Source organism: Ruegeria sp. AP11 (assembly GCF_056535865.1).
The window spans coordinates 185,980-204,472 of record NZ_JBQFJB010000002.1 but is presented as its reverse complement, the minus strand read 5'-3'; the positions used below and the strand labels follow the sequence as shown (position 1 = coordinate 204,472).

The following is an 18,493-nucleotide window of genomic DNA, read 5'->3' as shown; positions in this document are numbered from 1 at the left end:
CCCTAGGGATCGTTTGGCGTCGGGCGGGAACAACTGCGCGCGATGCGCCTGTAGTCGTTCAGACAACCGCTGGGCGTGATCGCCAACCAGAAGGTCGATCCGTTCCTGCGTATGGCCAGATTGCTGCGCCTCCGATACGGTGGCACCTGCGGTTGCTTGCTCCATCTCTGCCCTCTTTTGGCGCTTCGTTGTTACGCTTGCCGCCGTTTTATTCACTGCTTTCCGTAAGTAATGGGGCAGAACCTACGATTCTTGCAAGTGTTATTTCCATATCCTGTGGCCTCAAAGGCCTGCACCACAAGTCAATCGGGCTTGACTTGGGCTATAGGTATGACCAAGTATGACCTTGGAGGCCCGATATGACCATCAAAACCACGCTCAGTTTCACCGATCGCCACCACCGATTCCTCAAAGATAAAGTGGGGCAGGGGGTCTATGCCTCGGCCTCGGCCGCTGTTGCTGCGGCGGTTGAGCGGATGATTGAGGATGATGAGGTCCGCGAGGTCGCTTTGGACGCGATGGCCGACGAAATCCGCCGTCGGGCGGCAACCCCGCGCTCGGAATTTTTCGAACATGACGACGTTTTTGCTCCTGCAATGCGCCGTCTGGACCGCAAAGGGTGACGTATCGACTGCGCTACCACCCGTCGGTGGCGGATGATCTGACAAACATTTCGGAACTGATCGAAGAGTATGCCGGCCCACATATCGCGCGCCGTAAGCTGGCGGAGATTGCCGAGGTCGCGCAAAGCCTTCGTACTCTACCCCATATCGGTACACTGCGTGATCATATCCTGCCGGGCCTGCGCGCCATCCCAGCGGCCCGCCGCGCGGTGATCGCCTTTACAGTCTATGACGAAGCCCGAGAAGTCTACGTGTTGTCGATCACTTACGGTGGAGCTGACTGGATCACTCGTGCGGGACGCCGCAGCTAAAGTTTCACCCCAACAAGTCCGCTGCCGGGGGTTCCGTCGCAAATTTCTTTGAGGGCGGATAGATGGAGTTGGAGCGTCGATTATCTCGCTAGTTGGATGAACTGTTGAAACGGACGGAGTCCGGGCGTGAATTGACCTTTGCGGATCATGTTGACCAGTTCTATGCCTGCCAGGACGGATCCGGCTGAAGCGAAAGATTTGAACCCCAGCATGGGTCTGATCCTTCGTTTGATGAAGCGGTGATCCTGTTCAATGATGTTATTGAGGTATTTCCGCCTGACCATTTCAATCGGGATTGGACAACCAAAGCTCTTGAGCATCTTGTTGATCGCCTTAATGCCAGCTGTATTGGCGCCACTTTTGTCGATGACGATCTTGCGAGGCAATCCGTTCACCTCAAGCGCGCGGGCGAAGAACTTCGTCGCAACGGCTTTATTCCGGCGCTCGGACAACATGAAATCAAGGGTCTTGCCGTGTTTGTCGATCGCTCGATAAAGATAAACCCATTTCCCTTTGACCCGCACATAGGTTTCATCCATGCGCCACGAACGGTCGGCGGGACGCTTTCTATACCGCGCTGCTTCAGCTATGAGGCCAGCATATCGACTGACCCAGCGGTTCAGCGTTGCATGATCCAGATCAACGCCGCGTTCCGCCATGATTTCTTCCAGATCCCGATATGACACACCGTAGCGCAGGTAGAAGAAAACCGCGTGCAAAATCACGTCTTTCGGAAAATGCGCGCCCTTAAATGAGATTGTCACGGTTTGCCCCCTGCCATGGTCCAGCATGCGTTACCAGAACTGCGTTCGATCTGACAGGTTGGGGATGAAGTTTGCGACAGATCCGTTCGGCTCGGGGCATGATCGTATAAAAAATGCTGACCTTCGCTGCGCGCTGCATGAACCGTAAAAACGCGGACAAAGCGGGTATTCAAGGAACCTTTTAAAGCGCCTTTTCAATGAACTTTGAAAAAAGCTCACCCTGCGAGTTGATCCTAAGTTTCGCGTAAATGTTGCGTCTGTGGATGCGGACTGTGCCTGGAGAGATGCCGAGAATTGTGCCAACAGCTTCTGCCGAATGGCCTTTCAATGTGAACTCAACGACTTCTCGTTCTCGTGACGTCAGAACGCCATCGCCAAATGCCTGGAATGCTAGATCAACGCGACGACTAACGCCATTCGCTGCGGCGCCGCGGGCCATCGTTGGAAAGTCACTCCAATGTTTGCAACAGGCTGCCCGAACGAGCGGCCATAGAGCTTGCAAATGACGAATTTCCTTGGCGGAAAAAGGCTTCTCTGCTCGCATGAGCGAGACCACAACCATCCCAACGCCTGGGATATCGATAAAGTAGCCAATCTCCTCTGCTAACCCAGTCCTTTTGTAATAGCTGCGATAGTATTCGCCCTGATAGAACCTGTCCGGTGCGATATCGCGCATGCGGTACAGACCCGGTGTTATTGGTTTTGTCGCGGCCAAAAAAAATGGATCAAGTACGTAGGGCCCGGCTTGGTAATCCTCAACAAAAATACGCCGTTTGCTTTTGGGGAAATCGTCGTGAATGTCTATTGGTGCTTCGGTTCCGACATGGCCAAACACCACCGTAAAATCAAATGGTGCGACCTGCCGTAAGCCATCTGCCAAAGCACATGGAAATTCTGGGGTTCCGATCTTCTCCACGACCCTGCCGGCCTCTTCCATCCAATCGTACACACGTCGCTCCAGATTTTCGAAAAGCACTTCTATACCCCAATTGTGGTATATACAGTTATTCCGAGTTATTGTTACTTTTTCCTTGTTTGAGTGGTATGCCAACAAATGCCAAAAAATCAAGCAAAAGGAAAACGGCAGTATATGAGCTTTGACATGAGCGTCACCATGCAGACGATTGCGGAACTCCGAGGAGTGACCAAGACCTTCGGGAATGTGGTCGCCGCCAAAGACCTGAATCTTTCCATTGGGAAAGGAGAGTTCCTGTCGTTCTTAGGCCCATCTGGTTGCGGCAAAACCACTGCGCTTAGAATGTTGGCAGGTTTCGAGAAGCCTACCGAAGGTCAGGTGTTGCTCGATGGAGAAGTCGTCAACGACTTGGATGCGCACCATCGCCCAGTCAACATGGTGTTTCAGCACTATGCTCTTTTTCCTCACCTAAGCGTGTTCGACAACATCGCGTACGGCCTGCGCCAACAACGACCACGCGTAGACAAACAAACAATCGCGACAAAGGTTGAGCAAGCGCTGGAAACTGTCCGTCTTGGTGGGTTTGGCCCACGTCGCATCTGGGAGATGTCTGGTGGTCAGCAGCAACGCGTCGCTTTGGCGCGTGCGATCGTAAACGAGCCCAAGCTTTTGCTGCTTGATGAACCAATGGCTGCTCTGGATCGAAAGCTTCGAAAAGAAATGCAGTTTGAACTGCAGAACCTGCAACGACAACTGGGAATAACTTTTGTCCTCGTCACGCACGACCAAGAAGAAGCGCTTTCAATGTCCGACCGAATTTGTGTGATGGAAGGCGGCAGTATTGTGCAGGTTGGCAGCCCACGCGAACTCTATGACATGCCCCGCAGCCGCTACGTGGCTGGATTTGTAGGCACCTCTAATTTCTTTGATGCAACTGTGACTGACTCAGCAGCCGACCAAATCACTGTGCGTTTAGCGAGTGGCCAAAAGGTGCACGGAACTCCGGAGATTCCAATAGATGCAGGGCAGGAAGTGTGCGTTAGTATCCGTCCTGAACAGATCACGCTGACCCGCGCGCTACCCACAGCTGAAATCGCTCTGCCAGTTACCATTCAAAATCGGATCTTCCTTGGGGAGCACACAGAATACCTTGCGCGCAATGAAGCACTGGGTGATTTCCATGTACTTGTGCCAAGGCAAGCGGAATTGAACGAGGGGACGTTCAATGCAGGAGAGCAGGCCTTTGTTTCATGGGGCGAAGGCGCACTGCTGATCCTGGAAAAATAACAAATCCCGCAATCCAACAACAGAGAGGTTCACAATGACCAAGGATAATGGGACTATTTCCAAGCAAAAGTTCATGGAAGAGCTTCGCCGGTACCAAAAGGGTTCGGTTACACGGCGACATTTCTTAGGCGTGACAGGTCTTGGGATGGCAACGGCCGTTCTGGGCACGGCCATTCCTGGGTTGCGTCCACGCCCGGCATTTGCTGCCGGGGACATTGGCGACCGAGTGATCCTCGCCACATGGCCGAACTACCATGACGAGATGAACTTCGAAGCCTTCACGGAAGCCACTGGCGCCCATGTTCAGGTCAATGTTTTTGGCTCGAACGAAGAGATGTTGGCAAAACTTCAGGCTGGAGGGTCTGGCTGGGACGTTTTCGTTCCAACCAACTACACGATCACTACGTATGTGGGTGAAGATCTGATCATCCCGCTCGATACGTCCAAACTGCCAAACTACGACGCAGGTTCATTCGAACAGCGCTTTTCCGATGCCGGTTCTGTCGATGGCCAGCTTTACGCGGTCCCAAAAAACTGGGGCACGACTGGCTTTGCAGTGAACACCAGCAAGCTTGACGGCGCTCCGACTCCAACCACATGGAAAGAGTTCTGGGACCTTACTATGGAAGGTTACTCAGGCCGGACAATGGTGCATGATTACCAACTCACCACCATCGGTAATGCACTGAAATACTTCGGCTACTCCTTCAACTCGGTCGATGAGAAGGAACTGGCGGATGCCGAGAAATTGTTGCTGGATGCCAAACCGCATCTGTTTGCAATCTCGTCGGATTATCAGCCACCGATGCGTAACGGTGACGCCTGGATGACGATGTGCTGGACAGGTGACGGCAAGCAGATGAATGTCGACATGCCTGAAATCGCCTACGTTCTGGGAACTGAGGGCGGTGAACTCTGGTCCGACTACTACGCTATTCCTAAGGGCGCACCCCATATGGATGCCGCTTATGCCTTGATCGACTTCCTGCTGAACCCGGAAGTTAATGCGAAAGAAGTCCTCGCTCACGGCTATCCATCGGCTGATGCTCGCACCAATGCGTTGCTGCCGAAGGAACTACTGGAAGATCCGATCCTTTATCCGGCAGCTGACCTTCTGAATGCGCTCGAGTTTGGCGCGGCGGCTACGCTAACCGATCCAAACCGTGCCGAGTTGCTCGCCCGCTTCAAGTCTGCCTAAGCGGCAAGGCCGCCAATATCAGAAAAGACGAGGACAATATGACCGAACGAGGCAGAAAAGCACTGTTGCTGGCACCGGCAGGAGTTTGGCTTTTGGTAATGCTTGCCCTTCCACTGCTGGTCGTCTTCGTCTTTTCCTTTGGCGAACGGGGTGCCGCCGGAGGCTACGTTCCAGCGTTCACGTTGGAACAATATGCCAACCTTCCTGCGCGATGGACGGCGTTTAAGAACACTTTGATCCTTGCACCTCTGGGGACTATCGCTGCGTTGATAATTGCCTACCCGCTCGCATACTTTCTTGCGGTGCGTTGTTCACCAAAGTGGAGAACTTCGCTGTTGATCCTGGTGATCGTGCCGTTCTGGACATCGATCCTGATCCGGTCATACGCATGGATTTTCATCCTTGGCGGGCGTGGCTTGCCAGCTTTACTGGAGTCGATCGGCATCGATGATGTCCGCCTTATAAATACGCCGCTCGCTGTGCTTGTGGGGATTGTCTATGGGTATCTACCTTTGATGGTTTTCCCGATTTTTGTAAGCTTGGACAAACTGGATAAACGCCTTCTGGAAGCCTCGGCTGATCTCGGCTCTACCCCATGGCGTACGTTCCGTCAGGTGACACTTCCTTTGTCGGTACCTGGTATTGCAACTGGCTGCATGCTGGTTTTCATCTTGCTGATGGGCGAGTTTCTGATCCCAGCGATCTTGGGCGGTGGAAAGGTTTTTTTCGTCGGAAATGCGCTGGTGGACCTGTTTCTACAGTCTCGAAACTGGGCGTACGGATCGGCGGTCGCAATGACACTGGTTGTCGTAATGCTTGTCACTGTCTCAATTTACATGAAATTCATCTCGCGCCTGGGTGGCCAGCGCGAAGATGTCTCGCTGATGTGAGGATCCGATGCGCTTATACGCGATTTGCGTCTACCTTTTTCTCTATATTCCCATCGGCATCATCGCGCTTTTCAGCTTCAATGCCGGACGACACGCAAGCCAGTTCATGGGTTTCTCGACCCAATGGTATGGCAAAGCGCTCAACAACCCCTTTGTTATGGACGCGCTCGAGACCAGTCTGCTTGCGGCATTCATAACTGCTTGCCTCGCATCCACTCTCGGAACCATGGCGGCCATCGCTTTACAAGGGGTTAAGGGATGGCTCCGAACTTTGTTTGATGCGATGATTTATATTGCGATAATGATACCCGGTATCGTCATCGGCATCGCGACACTCATTGCCCTGGTCACCGTATTCGGCTGGCTAAACCCGCTTCTTGCAAGCCTATGGCCCGATGGAGCAAATCCCCCGCAACTTTCCATGGGGATGCCCACGCTTGTCGCCGCGCACACCATGTTCACAATGGCGCTGGTCATAATCATCGTACGTGCAAGACTATCGGGTATGGACCGTGCGCTCATGGAAGCCTCGGCTGACCTCTTTGCGACGCCTTGGGGCACCTTTCGGCAGGTGACGCTGCCGTTGATAGCACCGGCAATTTTGGCAGGCTTTCTGCTCAGCTTCACTTTCTCATTTGATGATTTCATCATCGCGTTCTTCGTAGCTGGCTCGGAGACAACCCTGCCAATCTACATATTCTCATCCATCCGGCGCGGCGTAACACCCGAGATCAATGCCATCGGCGCTATGGTTATGGGCGCGTCGCTCTTGTTGCTCGTTGCAGCGCAACTGCTTTTGCGCCGAGGCGCCTCAAAACCGAATAGTTAAATAAAGGAGCCAAGTGACATGCGGCTTGCAGGTAAAGTCGCGCTCGTGACGGGCGCGGGATCAGGAATTGGTCGGGCAGGTTCAATGGCAATGGCAAAAGAAGGTGCGCGTGTTGTGGTAACCGATCGCGATGCAACACTTGCAGAAGCCACTGTGGCCGAGATCGTTGCGCAGGGAAATCAAGCATCAGCTTTACAGCTTGATGTAACTGACGACGATGCCCTTACCAAATCCATAGACGAAGCAGTTAAAAACTTCGGTCGGCTCGACGTGTTGCACTCTCATGCTGGGTTGCAGATCGAAGGAACACTGGAACAGGTGGAACCAGATGGAATGGATGCTTCATGGGCATTGAACGTCCGCGCCCACTTCATTGCCGCGCGTGCAGCCGTCCCCCATATGAAATCACAGGGCGGAGGCAGCGTGATCGTCACGGCCTCAAATTCTGGGGTTCAATACGACCGGGGTATGATTGCCTATGCGACCACAAAGCACGCAGCTGTTGCGATGGTTCGGCAGATGGCAGCCGACTACGCTGTCCATGCAATCCGTTTCAATGCCCTTTGTCCTGGATTTGTAGACACGCCCTTCAATGCAGGCTTCGAAAATCAGATGGGTGGCCGCGCCAAATTGGAAAGCTACATTGAGCAAGCGATCCCTATGAGCCGGTGGGCGACAGTTGAAGAGATTGGCCATGGGATCGTCTATTTAGCTTCAGATGAATCCGCTTTTATGACGGGGCAAGCCTTAGTTATCGATGGCGGTGAATGCATTTAGTGATGGGTTAGACCGGATCTGTTGCAAACTTTTGACCGTTGACGCTCATAAGTGCTTCGAGTGAATGGATATCGAAATATTGAAGTCGAAAGTCAGTTTTTATGATCTCTTTCAAAGGCGCGCAGTATCCGAAGGATGTGATCCTCTTCGCTGTGTTCTTCTATGTCCGATACGGTGTGTCATATTGCGATCTAGAAGAGATCATGCATGAGCGAGGCGTTGCAGTGGATCACACGACGCTGAATCGCTGGGTGACGCGGTATGCAGGTGCAATCGGTGAAGCGGCGCGTCGTCGAAAGGGACCGTGCGACCGCTCCTGGAGAATGGATGAGACTTACATCAAGGTGAAAGGCAATTGGGTCTATCTCTATCGAGCTGTCGACAAGCACGGCAAGACGCTTGATTTTATGCTTTCCCAGCGTCGAAACAAACTCGCGGCCACCATGTTCTTCGCCCGAATGCTGGAGGTCAACGGCCTTCCGAGAAAGATAGTCATCGACAAAAGTGGAGCTAACACCGCTGGCCTCAAGGCCATCAACAAGATGCTGAAAGGTTTTGGTTGCCCGGTCCCAATTGAAATGGTCAGGCGGAAATACTTGAACAACATCATGGAACAGGGGTTCCGTCGCAAATTTCTTTGAGGGCGGATAGATGGAGTTGGAGCGTCGATTATCTCGCTAGTTGGATGAACTGTTGAAATGGACGGAGTCCGGGCGTGAATTGACCTTTGCGGATCATGTTGACCAGTTCTATGCCTGCCAGGACGGATCCGGCTGAAGCGAAAGATTTGAACCCCAGCATGGGTCTGATCCTTCGTTTGATGAAGCGGTGATCCTGTTCAATGATGTTATTGAGGTATTTCCGCCTGACCATTTCAATCGGGATGGGACAACCAAAGCTCTTGAGCATCTTGTTGATCGCCTTAATGCCAGCTGTATTGGCGCCACTTTTGTCGATGACGATCTTGCGAGGCAATCCGTTCACCTCAAGCGCGCGGGCGAAGAACTTCGTCGCAACGGCTTTATTCCGGCGCTCGGACAACATGAAATCAAGGGTCTTGCCGTGTTTGTCGATCGCTCGATAAAGATAAACCCATTTCCCTTTGACCCGCACATAGGTTTCATCCATGCGCCACGAACGGTCGGCGGGACGCTTTCTATACCGCGCTGCTTCAGCTATGAGGCCAGCATATCGACTGACCCAGCGGTTCAGCGTTGCATGATCCAGATCAACGCCGCGTTCCGCCATGATTTCTTCCAGATCCCGATATGACACACCGTAGCGCAGGTAGAAGAAAACCGCGTGCAAAATCACGTCTTTCGGAAAATGCGCGCCCTTAAATGAGATTGTCACGGTTTGCCCCCTGCCATGGTCCAGCATGCGTTACCAGAACTGCGTTCGATCTGACAGGTTGGGGATGAAGTTTGCGACAGATCCAGCATCATGTCCAGATGTCGTTTGTTTACGGGCACATCCGTTGGTTCGACCACCGTGCCGCCGGAATGATGCAGGGCAGGGGAACTGTATGTGAGTTTTACAAAGTTGCGGAAGTCTTCGAGCGTCGCGTATCGCCTTCCATTGCTCAGATCGCTAACAAAGGGAGACCCGTAACCCGGCATCAGAACAATATTGTCGCCACCGAGGGTCACGGTTCTGGCGGAATCCCGACTATGCAATTTGAACTCGGACGGTGCTGTTGCGCAAAGGTCGCGTGCATGCCCCGGGTCAAACCGAACGCGCTCACCTTCAACGTGAGCGCCTGACTCGGCAAACAATTCGAGCGCCTCATGATCGCCCCGGAATTCGACGCCTATCTTTGTAAGAATCCAATCCGCCTGGTCTTCGATCCTTGCCAAGGCCGCGTCATTTAGCAATTCGTATGCAGGTATCTTTCGCGTCGAGAACGGAGCGCTCGGAGAAATCGTGTCACCACATGAGGGTCGATCACGACGGGAGCGGCTGCGGCGCACTGCCGGTTTCGAGATGTCCGTGGTGGTGTTCAAAGCACCCAAACGCGAAACTCCGTTTCATTTGTTCCCTGAAATGATTGGCGTTTTTTGCCCGGTTGGAAATCGAAATTTTCTGGCCATCGCGTTCAAAAATTTTGTACTAATTTGGTATGCGCCGACACTTTCGCCATCATGACCTGCTTAGGTTGTTCGCCGAGATTGCCCTGCATTCCAGTTTCTCAGACGCTGCCGCAGCGCTGAACATGACCAAGGGTGCGATTAGCTATCAGATCAAGACGCTTGAAGCAGATCTGGGGATGGCCCTGTTCCGCCGCACGACACGCGGCGTTACCTTGACGGATGAAGGGTTGAAGCTTCTGGCGGCTTGCCAGAGCCGTTATCAGGAAATTGAAGCTGATATTCTGGAGATTAAGGGGCGCGTATCGCGATCCCTGATTGTTGGAGTGTCGACCTATTTCGCGGCGCGGTGGCTGTCCCCACGTCTGATGACCTTTATGCAACGCCACCCGGATGTGCAGCTGCGCATTCAGCCGATGATCGAATTCTCTGATCACGAGATGCCGGATGTTGATCTGGCGATCAGATGGGGAAACGGCGAGTTCAGTCACGGCAGTGTGACGCCCTTCATGCCGATGCCGCCCTATCCCGTAGGAAACGCCTCCACAGCCCGATTGGTTGAGGAATTGGGAATGGACGAGGCCATATCACAACTCACCTTGCTCAGAGATCGCGATGACAGCAACGCCTGGTCCGATTGGCTGACCGCCGCACATCTGCCCCAGCAATCGCGGCAGGATGTGTTGATCGTTCCTGACCCCAATGTCCGGGTGCAAGCCGTCATCGACGGGCAGGGGATTGCCTTGATGGATGACCTTGTGTCGGCTGATTTGGAGGCCCAACGGCTGTTCCGGTTGTCCGAAATTGAGCTGCCCAACTACGGGTACTTTCTGGTTAAACCGAACGGCACCGTTGCTACGGACGCCGTGGCTGCATTCTCGGCCTGGCTAAGAGCCCAATCCTGACCTCGTTTGCTTGAACATCATCGACTTAATATTTATACGCCGTATAAATTATGACTTACGGAGGCACCGATATGACAACCGGACACATCATGATGGCCATGAGCCTCGATGGATATGTTGCGAGACCCGACCACGCGCTTGACTGGCTGAATAAGCAAGCGACGCAAGATGAAGATCACGGCTTTGCCGCGTTTCAGGACCGGATGGACGCGATCGTCATGGGGTCGGGATCGTTTCGCACGGTTGTAGGTTTCGGGGAGTGGCCATACACCATCCCCTGCATCGTGATGAGCCGCACAATGACTGACGAAGACATTCCGGAGGATCTGCGCGGCAAGGTTGAGGTTTCGACACTTGAGCCCAAAGCCCTGTTGGACTCGTTGGAGAAGCGCGGATTGAAACAGGCATATGTCGATGGCGGCGCGGTTATTCGGTCTTTTATCCAGGCGGGGCTTATCGAGGATATGAAAATATCCATCGTGCCGATCCTTCTTGGCGACGGCATCCGTATTTTTGGCTCCAATGACACGGACATCGATCTGGAGCTGGTGTCCTCGACCTCCTTCCCGTCCGGGTTGGTGGACCTTGAATACAAGGTGAAACAGTGACCAAGGTCGCACCCGTTGGACGGCCGATAAAGTCGTCGCAACACCTGTCAAAGCAAGCGGTCCTGAAAACGGCGCTGCCAATCGTTCAGAAAGGCGGCGTTGACGGGCTGTCTTTTCGTGTGCTGGCTGAACAGCTGGGTGTCACCCCAATGGCCGTCACCTATCACGCCGGCAACAAGAAGCAGCTTTTGTCCGATCTGGTGGAGCTTGCATTCGAGGGAGTCCTAGATGGTATTGAAGACGGCCCTCCGGTTAAACGGGCCCGCAGCATACTGGCGGCCTACTTCGAGTATGCCTTGCAGAACGCCAATTTGCTGCGCGCAATCCTTAATGATGTGACGCTCATGAGCGCGGATCTCGCCCGTGTGGCGGCGGAACTCAAGGCCAGCACGGATCAACTGAAGAACAGCGACGGTGGCAATGTTCTGGTTCACCTCCTAATCGACTATGCTAATGGCTTTGTGCTTTCGGCCTCAAGCGGAGAAAACAATCCCCTGACAATCGACGACTTTCTGCGCGGCGTTGACTGGGTTTTGGATCAGGCGGTCGGAAGGAACGAGGCGATCTAAGGTGAAGAACAACCGCATCCGTGCGGTGCACAAGAACAACCTCAATCGTGATCTCCAGCAACAACTGATCGTGGTGTTCACGGGCGTGTCCGGGGCAAGAAAAACGTTGCTAGTTGAATTTAGAATCGGAGTAGTCTCGTATCCGCGGTGAATGTCCGGAAAGCGGGATGCAAACGCAGCATCTCAGCTGGTTGTTGGATGTCGCCTTTGGGCCGTACAAGTTTTCAGTGCAAGCCCGCCACCGGCATAGAAAGGTGGCGGGCGAGATTATCGAAGAGACAAATCGATAGGATCAGAGCTTGATGCGGAAAGCTGCAAAGCCGTCCGAGCCTTCTCCGGCGTCCTCTATTGTGACACCTTTAACGTCGTCCATGTAGTCGCGGGCCTTCGGGCCAGTTTCGAACAACACCGTGGTGTCCTCAAGCGGAGCAAACGACCAGTTGGAGTCCGCTTTTGGATCGATGGTTCCCAGCTCGACAATATAGCGCACGATAACGTCGCGATTAGTGTCCGGTGCTTCGAACACGATCGTGTCTCCCAACGCACCAGGGAACGAGCCACCACCTGATGCACGGTAATTGTTAGTTGCGATGATGAACTCCATTTCATCCGTGACCGGTGCACCGTTGAAGGCAAGGTTCACGATCCGGGCCGAGTCAGGGTTTACCTCTTCGCCCTTAGGTCCAAAGCGTGAAGGCTGGGACAAATCTATCTGATAAGTCACACCATCTATCACATCGAAATTGTAGGATGGGAATTCCGGATTCAGCAGGATAGCGTCCTCGGAGCCCGGCTCAACCTGGTTGAACATACCAGCCGAGCGTTCCAGCCAACCCCGCACCTGAGCCCCATTCACGCGGACCGCGCGCACCGTGTTTGGGTACAGATACAGATCCGCCACATTCTTGATGGCAACGTCACCGACCGGGACATCGGTGTAGTACTCTGGGCCGCCACGGCCACCCGCCTTAAAGGGTGCCGCTGCTGACAGGATGGGCAGACCTTCATGCTCGGTGCCTTTCAGCATTTCTTCGACATACCATTTCTGTGCGATTGAAACGATCTGCACAGATGGGTCGTCCGCAACTAGCGCGAAATAGCTGTGAAGTGGAGCAGATGTCTTGCCGACCGCGCGGCGGACATAGGCCAGCGTTTCGTCGTGATCCTTAGCAACCGAGTCGAGAACCTTCTGATCATCGCCGACCAGTGCGGTGATTGAGCGGTCTTCGTTGCGTTTGGAAATCGGTCGCGCCTCGGAAGTGGTGGTTACGACACGCCATTCGTTCCCATCCCGTTCCAAAAGAAGATCAAGCAGGCCAAGATGCGATCCCCAGAAGCCCCCCATGACGGCAGGTTTACCCATCAGCGTGCCTTTTTCCACATCGATCCCGGGGCGGTCCGCAAATGTCGGCGACGGGAAGACCAAGTGGTTGTGACCTGTGACAAGCGCGTCGATCCCATCGACACTGGCAAGAACCACAGATGCGTTTTCCATGCCATCTTCGTGATTGGCATCGCCAATCCCCGAATGCGATAAGGCGATAATCAGATCACACCCTTGTTCTTTCATCTCAGGCACATAGGCCTGAGCTGTTTCAATGATATCTCGTGTTTCGACATTACCTTCCAGATGCCTTCGGTCCCAGTTCATGATCTGCGGTGGCGTAAAACCTATGACACCAATTTTGATCGGAAGACTGGTACCGTCACCCAATTCAATTTCCCGGTCGAGAATGGCGTAAGGTTGCACCAGGGTCTTGTCGTCGCGAGGGGTCGCACCCTTTTCTTTTGTCACATTGGCAAGAACGATTGGGAACTCGGCCCCGGCCAGAGCCTTGTCCAAAAACTCCAGACCATAGTTGAACTCGTGATTGCCCAATGTCGCCGCATCAAAGCCGACAGTATTGAATGCGTTGATGATGGGGTGGCTGTCGCCATCTTTCATTCCACGCTCGTAGGCGATGTAGTCGCCCATCGGATTGCCCTGTAAAAAATCGCCGTTATCGACCAAGATCGAATTCGTCGCCTCAGATCGAATTTCGTTGATGATTGAAGCCGCACGGGAAAGGCCCACCGTGTCGCGGGGTTTGTCGGCATAATAATCATAGGGGAACACATGAACATGGATGTCTGTGGTTTCCATGATCCGCAGATGGGCTTGATTATTGGCCGCTGCCACCGAGAACGGGTGTAGGGTGATAGCCGCTGCACCAGCGGTTGTTGTGGCGAGAAACTGGCGACGCGAAATTGAAGTGCGGTTGGAGAAAGACATAGGTCACCTTTCAAGTTTGTTGGTCAACGCGCCTTTTTTATCGGCTTTTACAACAACCGTATGACATGGGTTGCCAGAATAGCTGACGCGTCGTGTTTAGGCGTTAATGTTCGGTAACATACCCTAACTTCAATTGTTTGCTAAGGTATGTCGGGATGGGAATCCAAGCCTTCAATCACTTGGCCATGCAGTCACGGGGAAGGTCCGGACTGACGAACTGCAACGCAGCGTCGAAGAAAATAGGTAAAGGTCCGGTTCGGGCCGACAGTTAGACCAACAAAATGGGTAGGGGGCAATACTGCGCTCGCTCTTGGTCTGCCACGAACCCCGAGCGGGCGTGGTCAGGAACTCAGACCGAACTTCCGGCGACTGTTTTGCCAAGCGTTGGGTCAAACAGTCCTCCCCCTAAGTGCGAGTGTCCCCAATTCATGATCCCCAACAAGGTTGGCTCTAATGCTCGACCGCGGTCGGTAAGCGTGTAACGATAGCGCACAGGCCTGTCCTGATAGGCCTCCCTCTCCACCAACCCCCAGTCAATTAGCCGCTTTAGACGCTGCGATAGTAGGTTCGGGGGCAGGTGTTCCTCACTGTTCTGCAATTCCTGGAATGTATGTTTTCCGTGCCACAACAGGTCTCGCACCACCAGCAGAGTCCATTTGTCACCAAGAATCTCAAGGCTGCGCGCAATCGAGCATCGGGAACGAAACTCATGCTCTATTTGGGTCATTTCGTCCTCATGTTGGCTATCAATTTGTTGAACTTAACGCAGTTACTTAAGAAATGGAAGTTTGACTCAGATTGTGACTTAATTTATGGAAGTCACTAGTAGTGACAGTCCGCAAAAGGCTCTAAAATGACCACCATCGGCAATACCCCTCTCATCAAACTGTCCCACCTGACCGGACCCGATCACGCCGACATCTATGTGAAGTGGGAAGGTGCCAACCCAACGGGCAGCATGAAAGACCGCATGGCCTTGTCGATGATCGAAGGGGCCGAACGGCGCGAAGAGCTGAAGCCCGGTGGGCGCGTTGTCGAGTATACGGGCGGCAGCACCGGAAGTTCGCTGGCGATGGTCTGTGCCACTCGCGGGTATAAGGCCTACTTCGTGTCTTCAAACGGGTTCTCCGAGGAAAAGCTGCAAACGATGAGAGCGTTCGGCGCAGAAGTGGAAATTGTTCACGCCGAGGGCGGCGTGCTGACTGCGGATGTACTCGACCGGATGATCGTGCGCGCAAAGGAATTGGCCGGTGAACCGGGCACGTTTTGGCCGGATCAGGTGAACAACTTAGACAACAAGCTGGGGTATCACGATATGGCTCAGGAAATTCTGCGCCAAGTAAACACTCCCGTACATGCCTTCGTCATGGTTGCGGGCGGTGGCGGTTGCATTTCAGGCAATGCCGAGGTCTTGAAGACGCACAATCCCAACACCGAAATTGTCGCCGTGGAGCCCTACGACGTGCGCAACCTCTCAGGAGGTGACACCAGTGGTACGCACAAGCTCGAGGGGATAGGCTTGTCCTTCGTGCCGAAGATCCTGCGCAGGGACCTCATTGATGATGTTATTCCAGTGAAGGATGAAGACGCCTATAGGGGGGCCCGGGCGCTCGCTCGCCAGGAAGGTTTGCTTGGCGGTGTGACGTCAGGTGCAAACATCTGGGCGGCCATGAAAAAGGCCAAGGAACTTGGACCGGGCAAAACCGTAGTGACCGTGATCATCGACACCGGTCTGCGCTACTTGAACGGTGACTTGCATCGGTAGTGGGTCCCAATCACGAATTGTCGATGCCAGCTTTGTTCGCGCTGCTGAACTTGAGGCGGTCCTGCCTTTCGTGCCAGCAGCGAATGTTTGAATTTCGGGCTACGACCGCAGAATATGGGGTTGCGCTGAGGGTCTGGTTTGGGCGGTCTTTATTTCTTACATTCCAGCATCCACCAATCGTGCATTGCGTGAAACATCTTGGTCAGGGCCATTGCCTTCTCAGTGGCCGTGTATTCGACCCGTGGTGGAACCTCCGGGAACACCTCCCGCGTGACCAGCCCGTCTTCTTCCAGCGCCCGAAGCTGCCCGGTCAGCATGGTCTGCGTAATCCCGTCCACGTCCCGCTTGAGCTCGCCGAAGCGCTTTGTTCCCTGAAAGATCAGCACTTGAAGAAGGTTTCGTTGCAAAGTTTTAGGTAGGCCAAATAGATCTGCGATCGCTTTAGAGTCAGATTGCCAACTCGGCGAATTGACGAAACGGGCAGAGTCCTGGTGTGAATTGGCCTTTACGGATCATGTGCGCGACCTCGATGCCAGCCAGAGGGATCTGTCGCAAACTTCATCCCCAACCTGTCAGATCGAACGCAGTTCTGGTAACGCATGCTGGACCATGGCAGGGGGCAAACCGTGACAATCTCATTTAAGGGCGCGCATTTTCCGAAAGACGTGATTTTGCACGCGGTTTTCTTCTACCTGCGCTACGGTGTGTCATATCGGGATCTGGAAGAAATCATGGCGGAACGCGGCGTTGATCTGGATCATGCAACGCTGAACCGCTGGGTCAGTCGATATGCTGGCCTCATAGCTGAAGCAGCGCGGTATAGAAAGCGTCCCGCCGACCGTTCGTGGCGCATGGATGAAACCTATGTGCGGGTCAAAGGGAAATGGGTTTATCTTTATCGAGCGATCGACAAACACGGCAAGACCCTTGATTTCATGTTGTCCGAGCGCCGGAATAAAGCCGTTGCGACGAAGTTCTTCGCCCGCGCGCTTGAGGTGAACGGATTGCCTCGCAAGATCGTCATCGACAAAAGTGGCGCCAATACAGCTGGCATTAAGGCGATCAACAAGATGCTCAAGAGCTTTGGTTGTCCCATCCCGATTGAAATGGTCAGGCGGAAATACCTCAATAACATCATTGAACAGGATCACCGCTTCATCAAACGAAGGATCAGACCCATGCTGGGGTTCAAATCTTTCGCTTCAGCCGGATCCGTCCTGGCAGGCATAGAACTGGTCAACATGATCCGCAAAGGTCAATTCACGCCCGGACTCCGTCCATTTCAACAGTTCATCCAACTAGCGAGATAATCGACGCTCCAACTCCATCTATCCGCCCTCAAAGAAATTTGCGACGGAACCCTATCAACAGCCCGACATGAACCCCAGCACAAAAGCAACGCTTGAAGACTTCGTGTCTGAACGCAAATCCCGGATGCCGGACGAATGGAACTAGAAAGGAAGATCCATGACCGAAGCACTTAGCCGCACATCCGCTCTTGCATCGCGCCATACCGCGCTTGGCTCTGGGTTGGAGGACTGGAACGGCATGGGTACAGCCTGGACCTATAACTCGGATCCCAACGATGAGCACGATGCGGTCCGTGAACGGGCCGGTATGTTCGACATGTCTCCCCTGAAGAAAGTGCTCGTGCGAGGCCCCGAAGCTCAGGCAGTGCGGGACCATCTGACCACGCGCGATCTGACCAAAGTCGGAGCGGGCAAGGCTGCCTACCTCTGCGTTCTGACCGATGACGGCGGGATCGCCGACGATGCGATCGTATCGAACAATGGTGGCAACGAATGGATGATCGTGCATGGCTCTGGCGACACTATGGCGTTGCTGGAAGCCTCGGCGGCAGGGCGTGACGTTCAGATCGATTTTACCGACGAACTGCATGACCTGTCGGTACAGGGCCTTGCCTCTTTGGAGATTCTGAGCGCCCACACGGATATCGACCTGGCCGAACTGGCTTATTTCGAACACGCGCCTGCGGTTCTGTTCGGCCATTCCTGTCGTATCTCACGCACGGGCTATTCCGGCGAACGCGGGTATGAGATTTTCGCAGATGGAACAGTGATTACGGATATCTGGGACAAGCTCGTGCAGGAGGGCATTATGCCCTGTTCTTTTACCGCTCTGGACAAGGTGCGGATCGAAGCCGGGCTCTTGTTTTATGGCTATGACATGACCGAGGACAACACCCCATGGGAGGTCGGCCTTGGGTTCACCGTCAGCAGCACCAAGGCTGACTATCGCGGCAAAGCGGCTGCCCAGGCTGCGAAGGGAAAGGAGAAGATCGACAATGTGTGCCTGGACATAGATCACCCCGACATGGTCGCCGGTGGTGAAACGCTTTCGCTGGGCGACCAAACTGTCGGCGTGATCAACAGCCCCTGCTATTCACACCGAATGGGAAAATCCCTTGCACTTGCGCATGTTGTTCCAGGACTGGCCGTTGGAACAACGCTGGCAGTCTCAAGCGACGGCCTGAACACGCAAGCAACCATCGCAGCAAGCCCCATCTACGATCCAACGAAACTGCGAGCGCACGAATAGAGGGGTCGTTGCCAGTTGCTGTAGAGCGCGGCCCATTCCTGACATTGGGCATAACAATCATCTTCTGCGGTCGCAGCCCGCATTGCCGCCATTCGCTGCACAAGCAAAGTGAGGAGCCACTCGAACTCTCAGC

The 18,493-nt window shown here is 53.9% G+C and carries 20 protein-coding genes and 3 pseudogenes; 14 read left to right on the top strand and 9 right to left on the bottom strand.

What is annotated here, in order from left to right; genetic code table 11:
• Nucleotides 1–3: 3 nt before the first annotated feature.
• Nucleotides 4–165, bottom strand: a pseudogene (locus ACR3E4_RS18865) (plasmid partitioning protein RepA); the annotation flags it as partial.
• Between the two features lie 194 nt (nucleotides 166–359).
• Here ACR3E4_RS18865 and ACR3E4_RS18860 point away from each other — a divergent pair.
• A complete protein-coding gene (locus ACR3E4_RS18860; protein WP_480536679.1) occupies nucleotides 360–623 on the top strand; it encodes a type II toxin-antitoxin system ParD family antitoxin in 264 nt (87 codons plus the stop codon).
• Nucleotides 620–934: a type II toxin-antitoxin system RelE/ParE family toxin gene (locus tag ACR3E4_RS18855; RefSeq protein WP_480536680.1), complete on the top strand. Its 315-nt coding sequence runs from the start codon at nucleotides 620–622 to the stop codon at nucleotides 932–934. The genes ACR3E4_RS18860 and ACR3E4_RS18855 overlap by 4 nt, the downstream gene beginning before the upstream one ends.
• 80 nt (nucleotides 935–1,014) lie before the next feature.
• Here the strand turns inward: ACR3E4_RS18855 and ACR3E4_RS18850 are convergent, their stop codons facing one another.
• Together ACR3E4_RS18850 and ACR3E4_RS18845 are read right to left on the bottom strand one after the other, a co-directional pair.
• Nucleotides 1,015–1,698: an IS6 family transposase gene (locus ACR3E4_RS18850; RefSeq protein WP_480567136.1), complete on the bottom strand. Its 684-nt coding sequence runs from the start codon at nucleotides 1,696–1,698 to the stop codon at nucleotides 1,015–1,017.
• Nucleotides 1,699–1,879: 181 nt separating this feature from the next.
• Nucleotides 1,880–2,635, bottom strand: a complete 756-nt coding sequence (locus ACR3E4_RS18845; RefSeq protein ID WP_480567270.1) for a helix-turn-helix transcriptional regulator — start codon at nucleotides 2,633–2,635, stop codon at nucleotides 1,880–1,882.
• A 165-nt stretch (nucleotides 2,636–2,800) separates the two neighbouring features.
• On the opposite strand from ACR3E4_RS18845, the gene ACR3E4_RS18840 reads away from it, so the two are divergent.
• From ACR3E4_RS18840 to ACR3E4_RS18815, 6 genes and pseudogenes are all read left to right on the top strand, one after another.
• Entirely contained in the window at nucleotides 2,801–3,901 is a 1,101-nt protein-coding gene (locus ACR3E4_RS18840) for an ABC transporter ATP-binding protein (RefSeq protein WP_237216008.1), read from the top strand.
• 34 nt (nucleotides 3,902–3,935) lie between these two features.
• On the top strand, nucleotides 3,936–5,099 hold the full coding sequence (locus ACR3E4_RS18835) for an ABC transporter substrate-binding protein (protein WP_093962198.1): 1,164 nt from the start codon (nucleotides 3,936–3,938) through the stop codon (nucleotides 5,097–5,099).
• A 38-nt stretch (nucleotides 5,100–5,137) separates the two neighbouring features.
• On the top strand, nucleotides 5,138–5,989 hold the full coding sequence (locus tag ACR3E4_RS18830; protein WP_480536631.1) for an ABC transporter permease: 852 nt from the start codon (nucleotides 5,138–5,140) through the stop codon (nucleotides 5,987–5,989).
• A gap of 7 nt (nucleotides 5,990–5,996) precedes the next feature.
• The gene (locus ACR3E4_RS18825) at nucleotides 5,997–6,818 is read left to right on the top strand and encodes an ABC transporter permease (RefSeq protein WP_480536632.1); all 822 of its coding nucleotides are present in this window, start codon (nucleotides 5,997–5,999) and stop codon (nucleotides 6,816–6,818) included.
• An 18-nt stretch (nucleotides 6,819–6,836) separates the two neighbouring features.
• Complete coding sequence (locus ACR3E4_RS18820) at nucleotides 6,837–7,595, top strand: SDR family NAD(P)-dependent oxidoreductase (RefSeq protein WP_480536633.1); 759 nt, start codon at nucleotides 6,837–6,839, stop codon at nucleotides 7,593–7,595.
• Nucleotides 7,596–7,696: 101 nt separating this feature from the next.
• Nucleotides 7,697–8,221: pseudogene (locus ACR3E4_RS18815) on the top strand (IS6 family transposase); the annotation flags it as partial.
• Nucleotides 8,222–8,264: 43 nt separating this feature from the next.
• Here the strand turns inward: ACR3E4_RS18815 and ACR3E4_RS18810 are convergent.
• Together ACR3E4_RS18810 and ACR3E4_RS18805 are read right to left on the bottom strand one after the other, a co-directional pair.
• Entirely contained in the window at nucleotides 8,265–8,948 is a 684-nt protein-coding gene (locus tag ACR3E4_RS18810) for an IS6 family transposase (RefSeq protein ID WP_480567136.1), read from the bottom strand.
• Nucleotides 8,945–9,565 (bottom strand): trimethylamine methyltransferase family protein, encoded by a 621-nt coding sequence (locus ACR3E4_RS18805; protein ID WP_480536628.1) that lies wholly within the window; start codon nucleotides 9,563–9,565, stop codon nucleotides 8,945–8,947. Before ACR3E4_RS18805 ends, ACR3E4_RS18810 begins: the two co-directional genes overlap by 4 nt.
• A 185-nt stretch (nucleotides 9,566–9,750) precedes the next feature.
• On the opposite strand from ACR3E4_RS18805, the gene ACR3E4_RS18800 reads away from it, so the two are divergent.
• From ACR3E4_RS18800 to ACR3E4_RS18790, 3 genes are all read left to right on the top strand, one after another.
• Nucleotides 9,751–10,587 carry a LysR substrate-binding domain-containing protein gene (locus ACR3E4_RS18800; RefSeq protein WP_480536616.1) on the top strand — a complete coding sequence of 279 codons (837 nt, stop codon included), beginning with the start codon at nucleotides 9,751–9,753 and terminating at the stop codon, nucleotides 10,585–10,587.
• Between the two features lie 71 nt (nucleotides 10,588–10,658).
• The gene (locus tag ACR3E4_RS18795) at nucleotides 10,659–11,195 is read left to right on the top strand and encodes a dihydrofolate reductase family protein (protein ID WP_480536617.1); all 537 of its coding nucleotides are present in this window, start codon (nucleotides 10,659–10,661) and stop codon (nucleotides 11,193–11,195) included.
• The gene (locus ACR3E4_RS18790; protein ID WP_480536618.1) at nucleotides 11,192–11,764 is read left to right on the top strand and encodes a TetR/AcrR family transcriptional regulator; all 573 of its coding nucleotides are present in this window, start codon (nucleotides 11,192–11,194) and stop codon (nucleotides 11,762–11,764) included. Before ACR3E4_RS18795 ends, ACR3E4_RS18790 begins: the two co-directional genes overlap by 4 nt.
• A gap of 292 nt (nucleotides 11,765–12,056) precedes the next feature.
• Here the strand turns inward: ACR3E4_RS18790 and ACR3E4_RS18785 are convergent, their stop codons facing one another.
• Both ACR3E4_RS18785 and ACR3E4_RS18780 read right to left on the bottom strand, forming a co-directional pair.
• Entirely contained in the window at nucleotides 12,057–14,036 is a 1,980-nt protein-coding gene (locus ACR3E4_RS18785) for a bifunctional 2',3'-cyclic-nucleotide 2'-phosphodiesterase/3'-nucleotidase (RefSeq protein ID WP_480536620.1), read from the bottom strand.
• 349 nt (nucleotides 14,037–14,385) lie between these two features.
• Nucleotides 14,386–14,763: a winged helix-turn-helix transcriptional regulator gene (locus ACR3E4_RS18780; RefSeq protein ID WP_480536622.1), complete on the bottom strand. Its 378-nt coding sequence runs from the start codon at nucleotides 14,761–14,763 to the stop codon at nucleotides 14,386–14,388.
• A 126-nt stretch (nucleotides 14,764–14,889) separates the two neighbouring features.
• Between ACR3E4_RS18780 and ACR3E4_RS18775 the strand changes: the two genes are divergently transcribed.
• A complete protein-coding gene (locus ACR3E4_RS18775; RefSeq protein WP_480536624.1) occupies nucleotides 14,890–15,801 on the top strand; it encodes a PLP-dependent cysteine synthase family protein in 912 nt (303 codons plus the stop codon).
• 149 nt (nucleotides 15,802–15,950) lie between these two features.
• Here ACR3E4_RS18775 and ACR3E4_RS18770 read toward each other — a convergent pair whose 3' ends face one another.
• Both ACR3E4_RS18770 and ACR3E4_RS18765 read right to left on the bottom strand, forming a co-directional pair.
• Complete coding sequence (locus ACR3E4_RS18770; protein ID WP_480536626.1) at nucleotides 15,951–16,187, bottom strand: winged helix-turn-helix transcriptional regulator; 237 nt, start codon at nucleotides 16,185–16,187, stop codon at nucleotides 15,951–15,953.
• A 61-nt stretch (nucleotides 16,188–16,248) separates the two neighbouring features.
• A pseudogene (locus ACR3E4_RS18765) lies at nucleotides 16,249–16,341 on the bottom strand (IS6 family transposase); the annotation flags it as partial.
• Nucleotides 16,342–16,427: 86 nt separating this feature from the next.
• Between ACR3E4_RS18765 and ACR3E4_RS18760 the strand changes: the two are divergent.
• Together ACR3E4_RS18760 and ACR3E4_RS18755 are read left to right on the top strand one after the other, a co-directional pair.
• Nucleotides 16,428–17,111 carry an IS6 family transposase gene (locus ACR3E4_RS18760; RefSeq protein WP_480567136.1) on the top strand — a complete coding sequence of 228 codons (684 nt, stop codon included), beginning with the start codon at nucleotides 16,428–16,430 and terminating at the stop codon, nucleotides 17,109–17,111.
• A gap of 157 nt (nucleotides 17,112–17,268) precedes the next feature.
• Complete coding sequence (locus ACR3E4_RS18755) at nucleotides 17,269–18,360, top strand: aminomethyl transferase family protein (protein ID WP_480536344.1); 1,092 nt, start codon at nucleotides 17,269–17,271, stop codon at nucleotides 18,358–18,360.
• The last annotated feature ends 133 nt before the right edge of the window (nucleotides 18,361–18,493 follow it).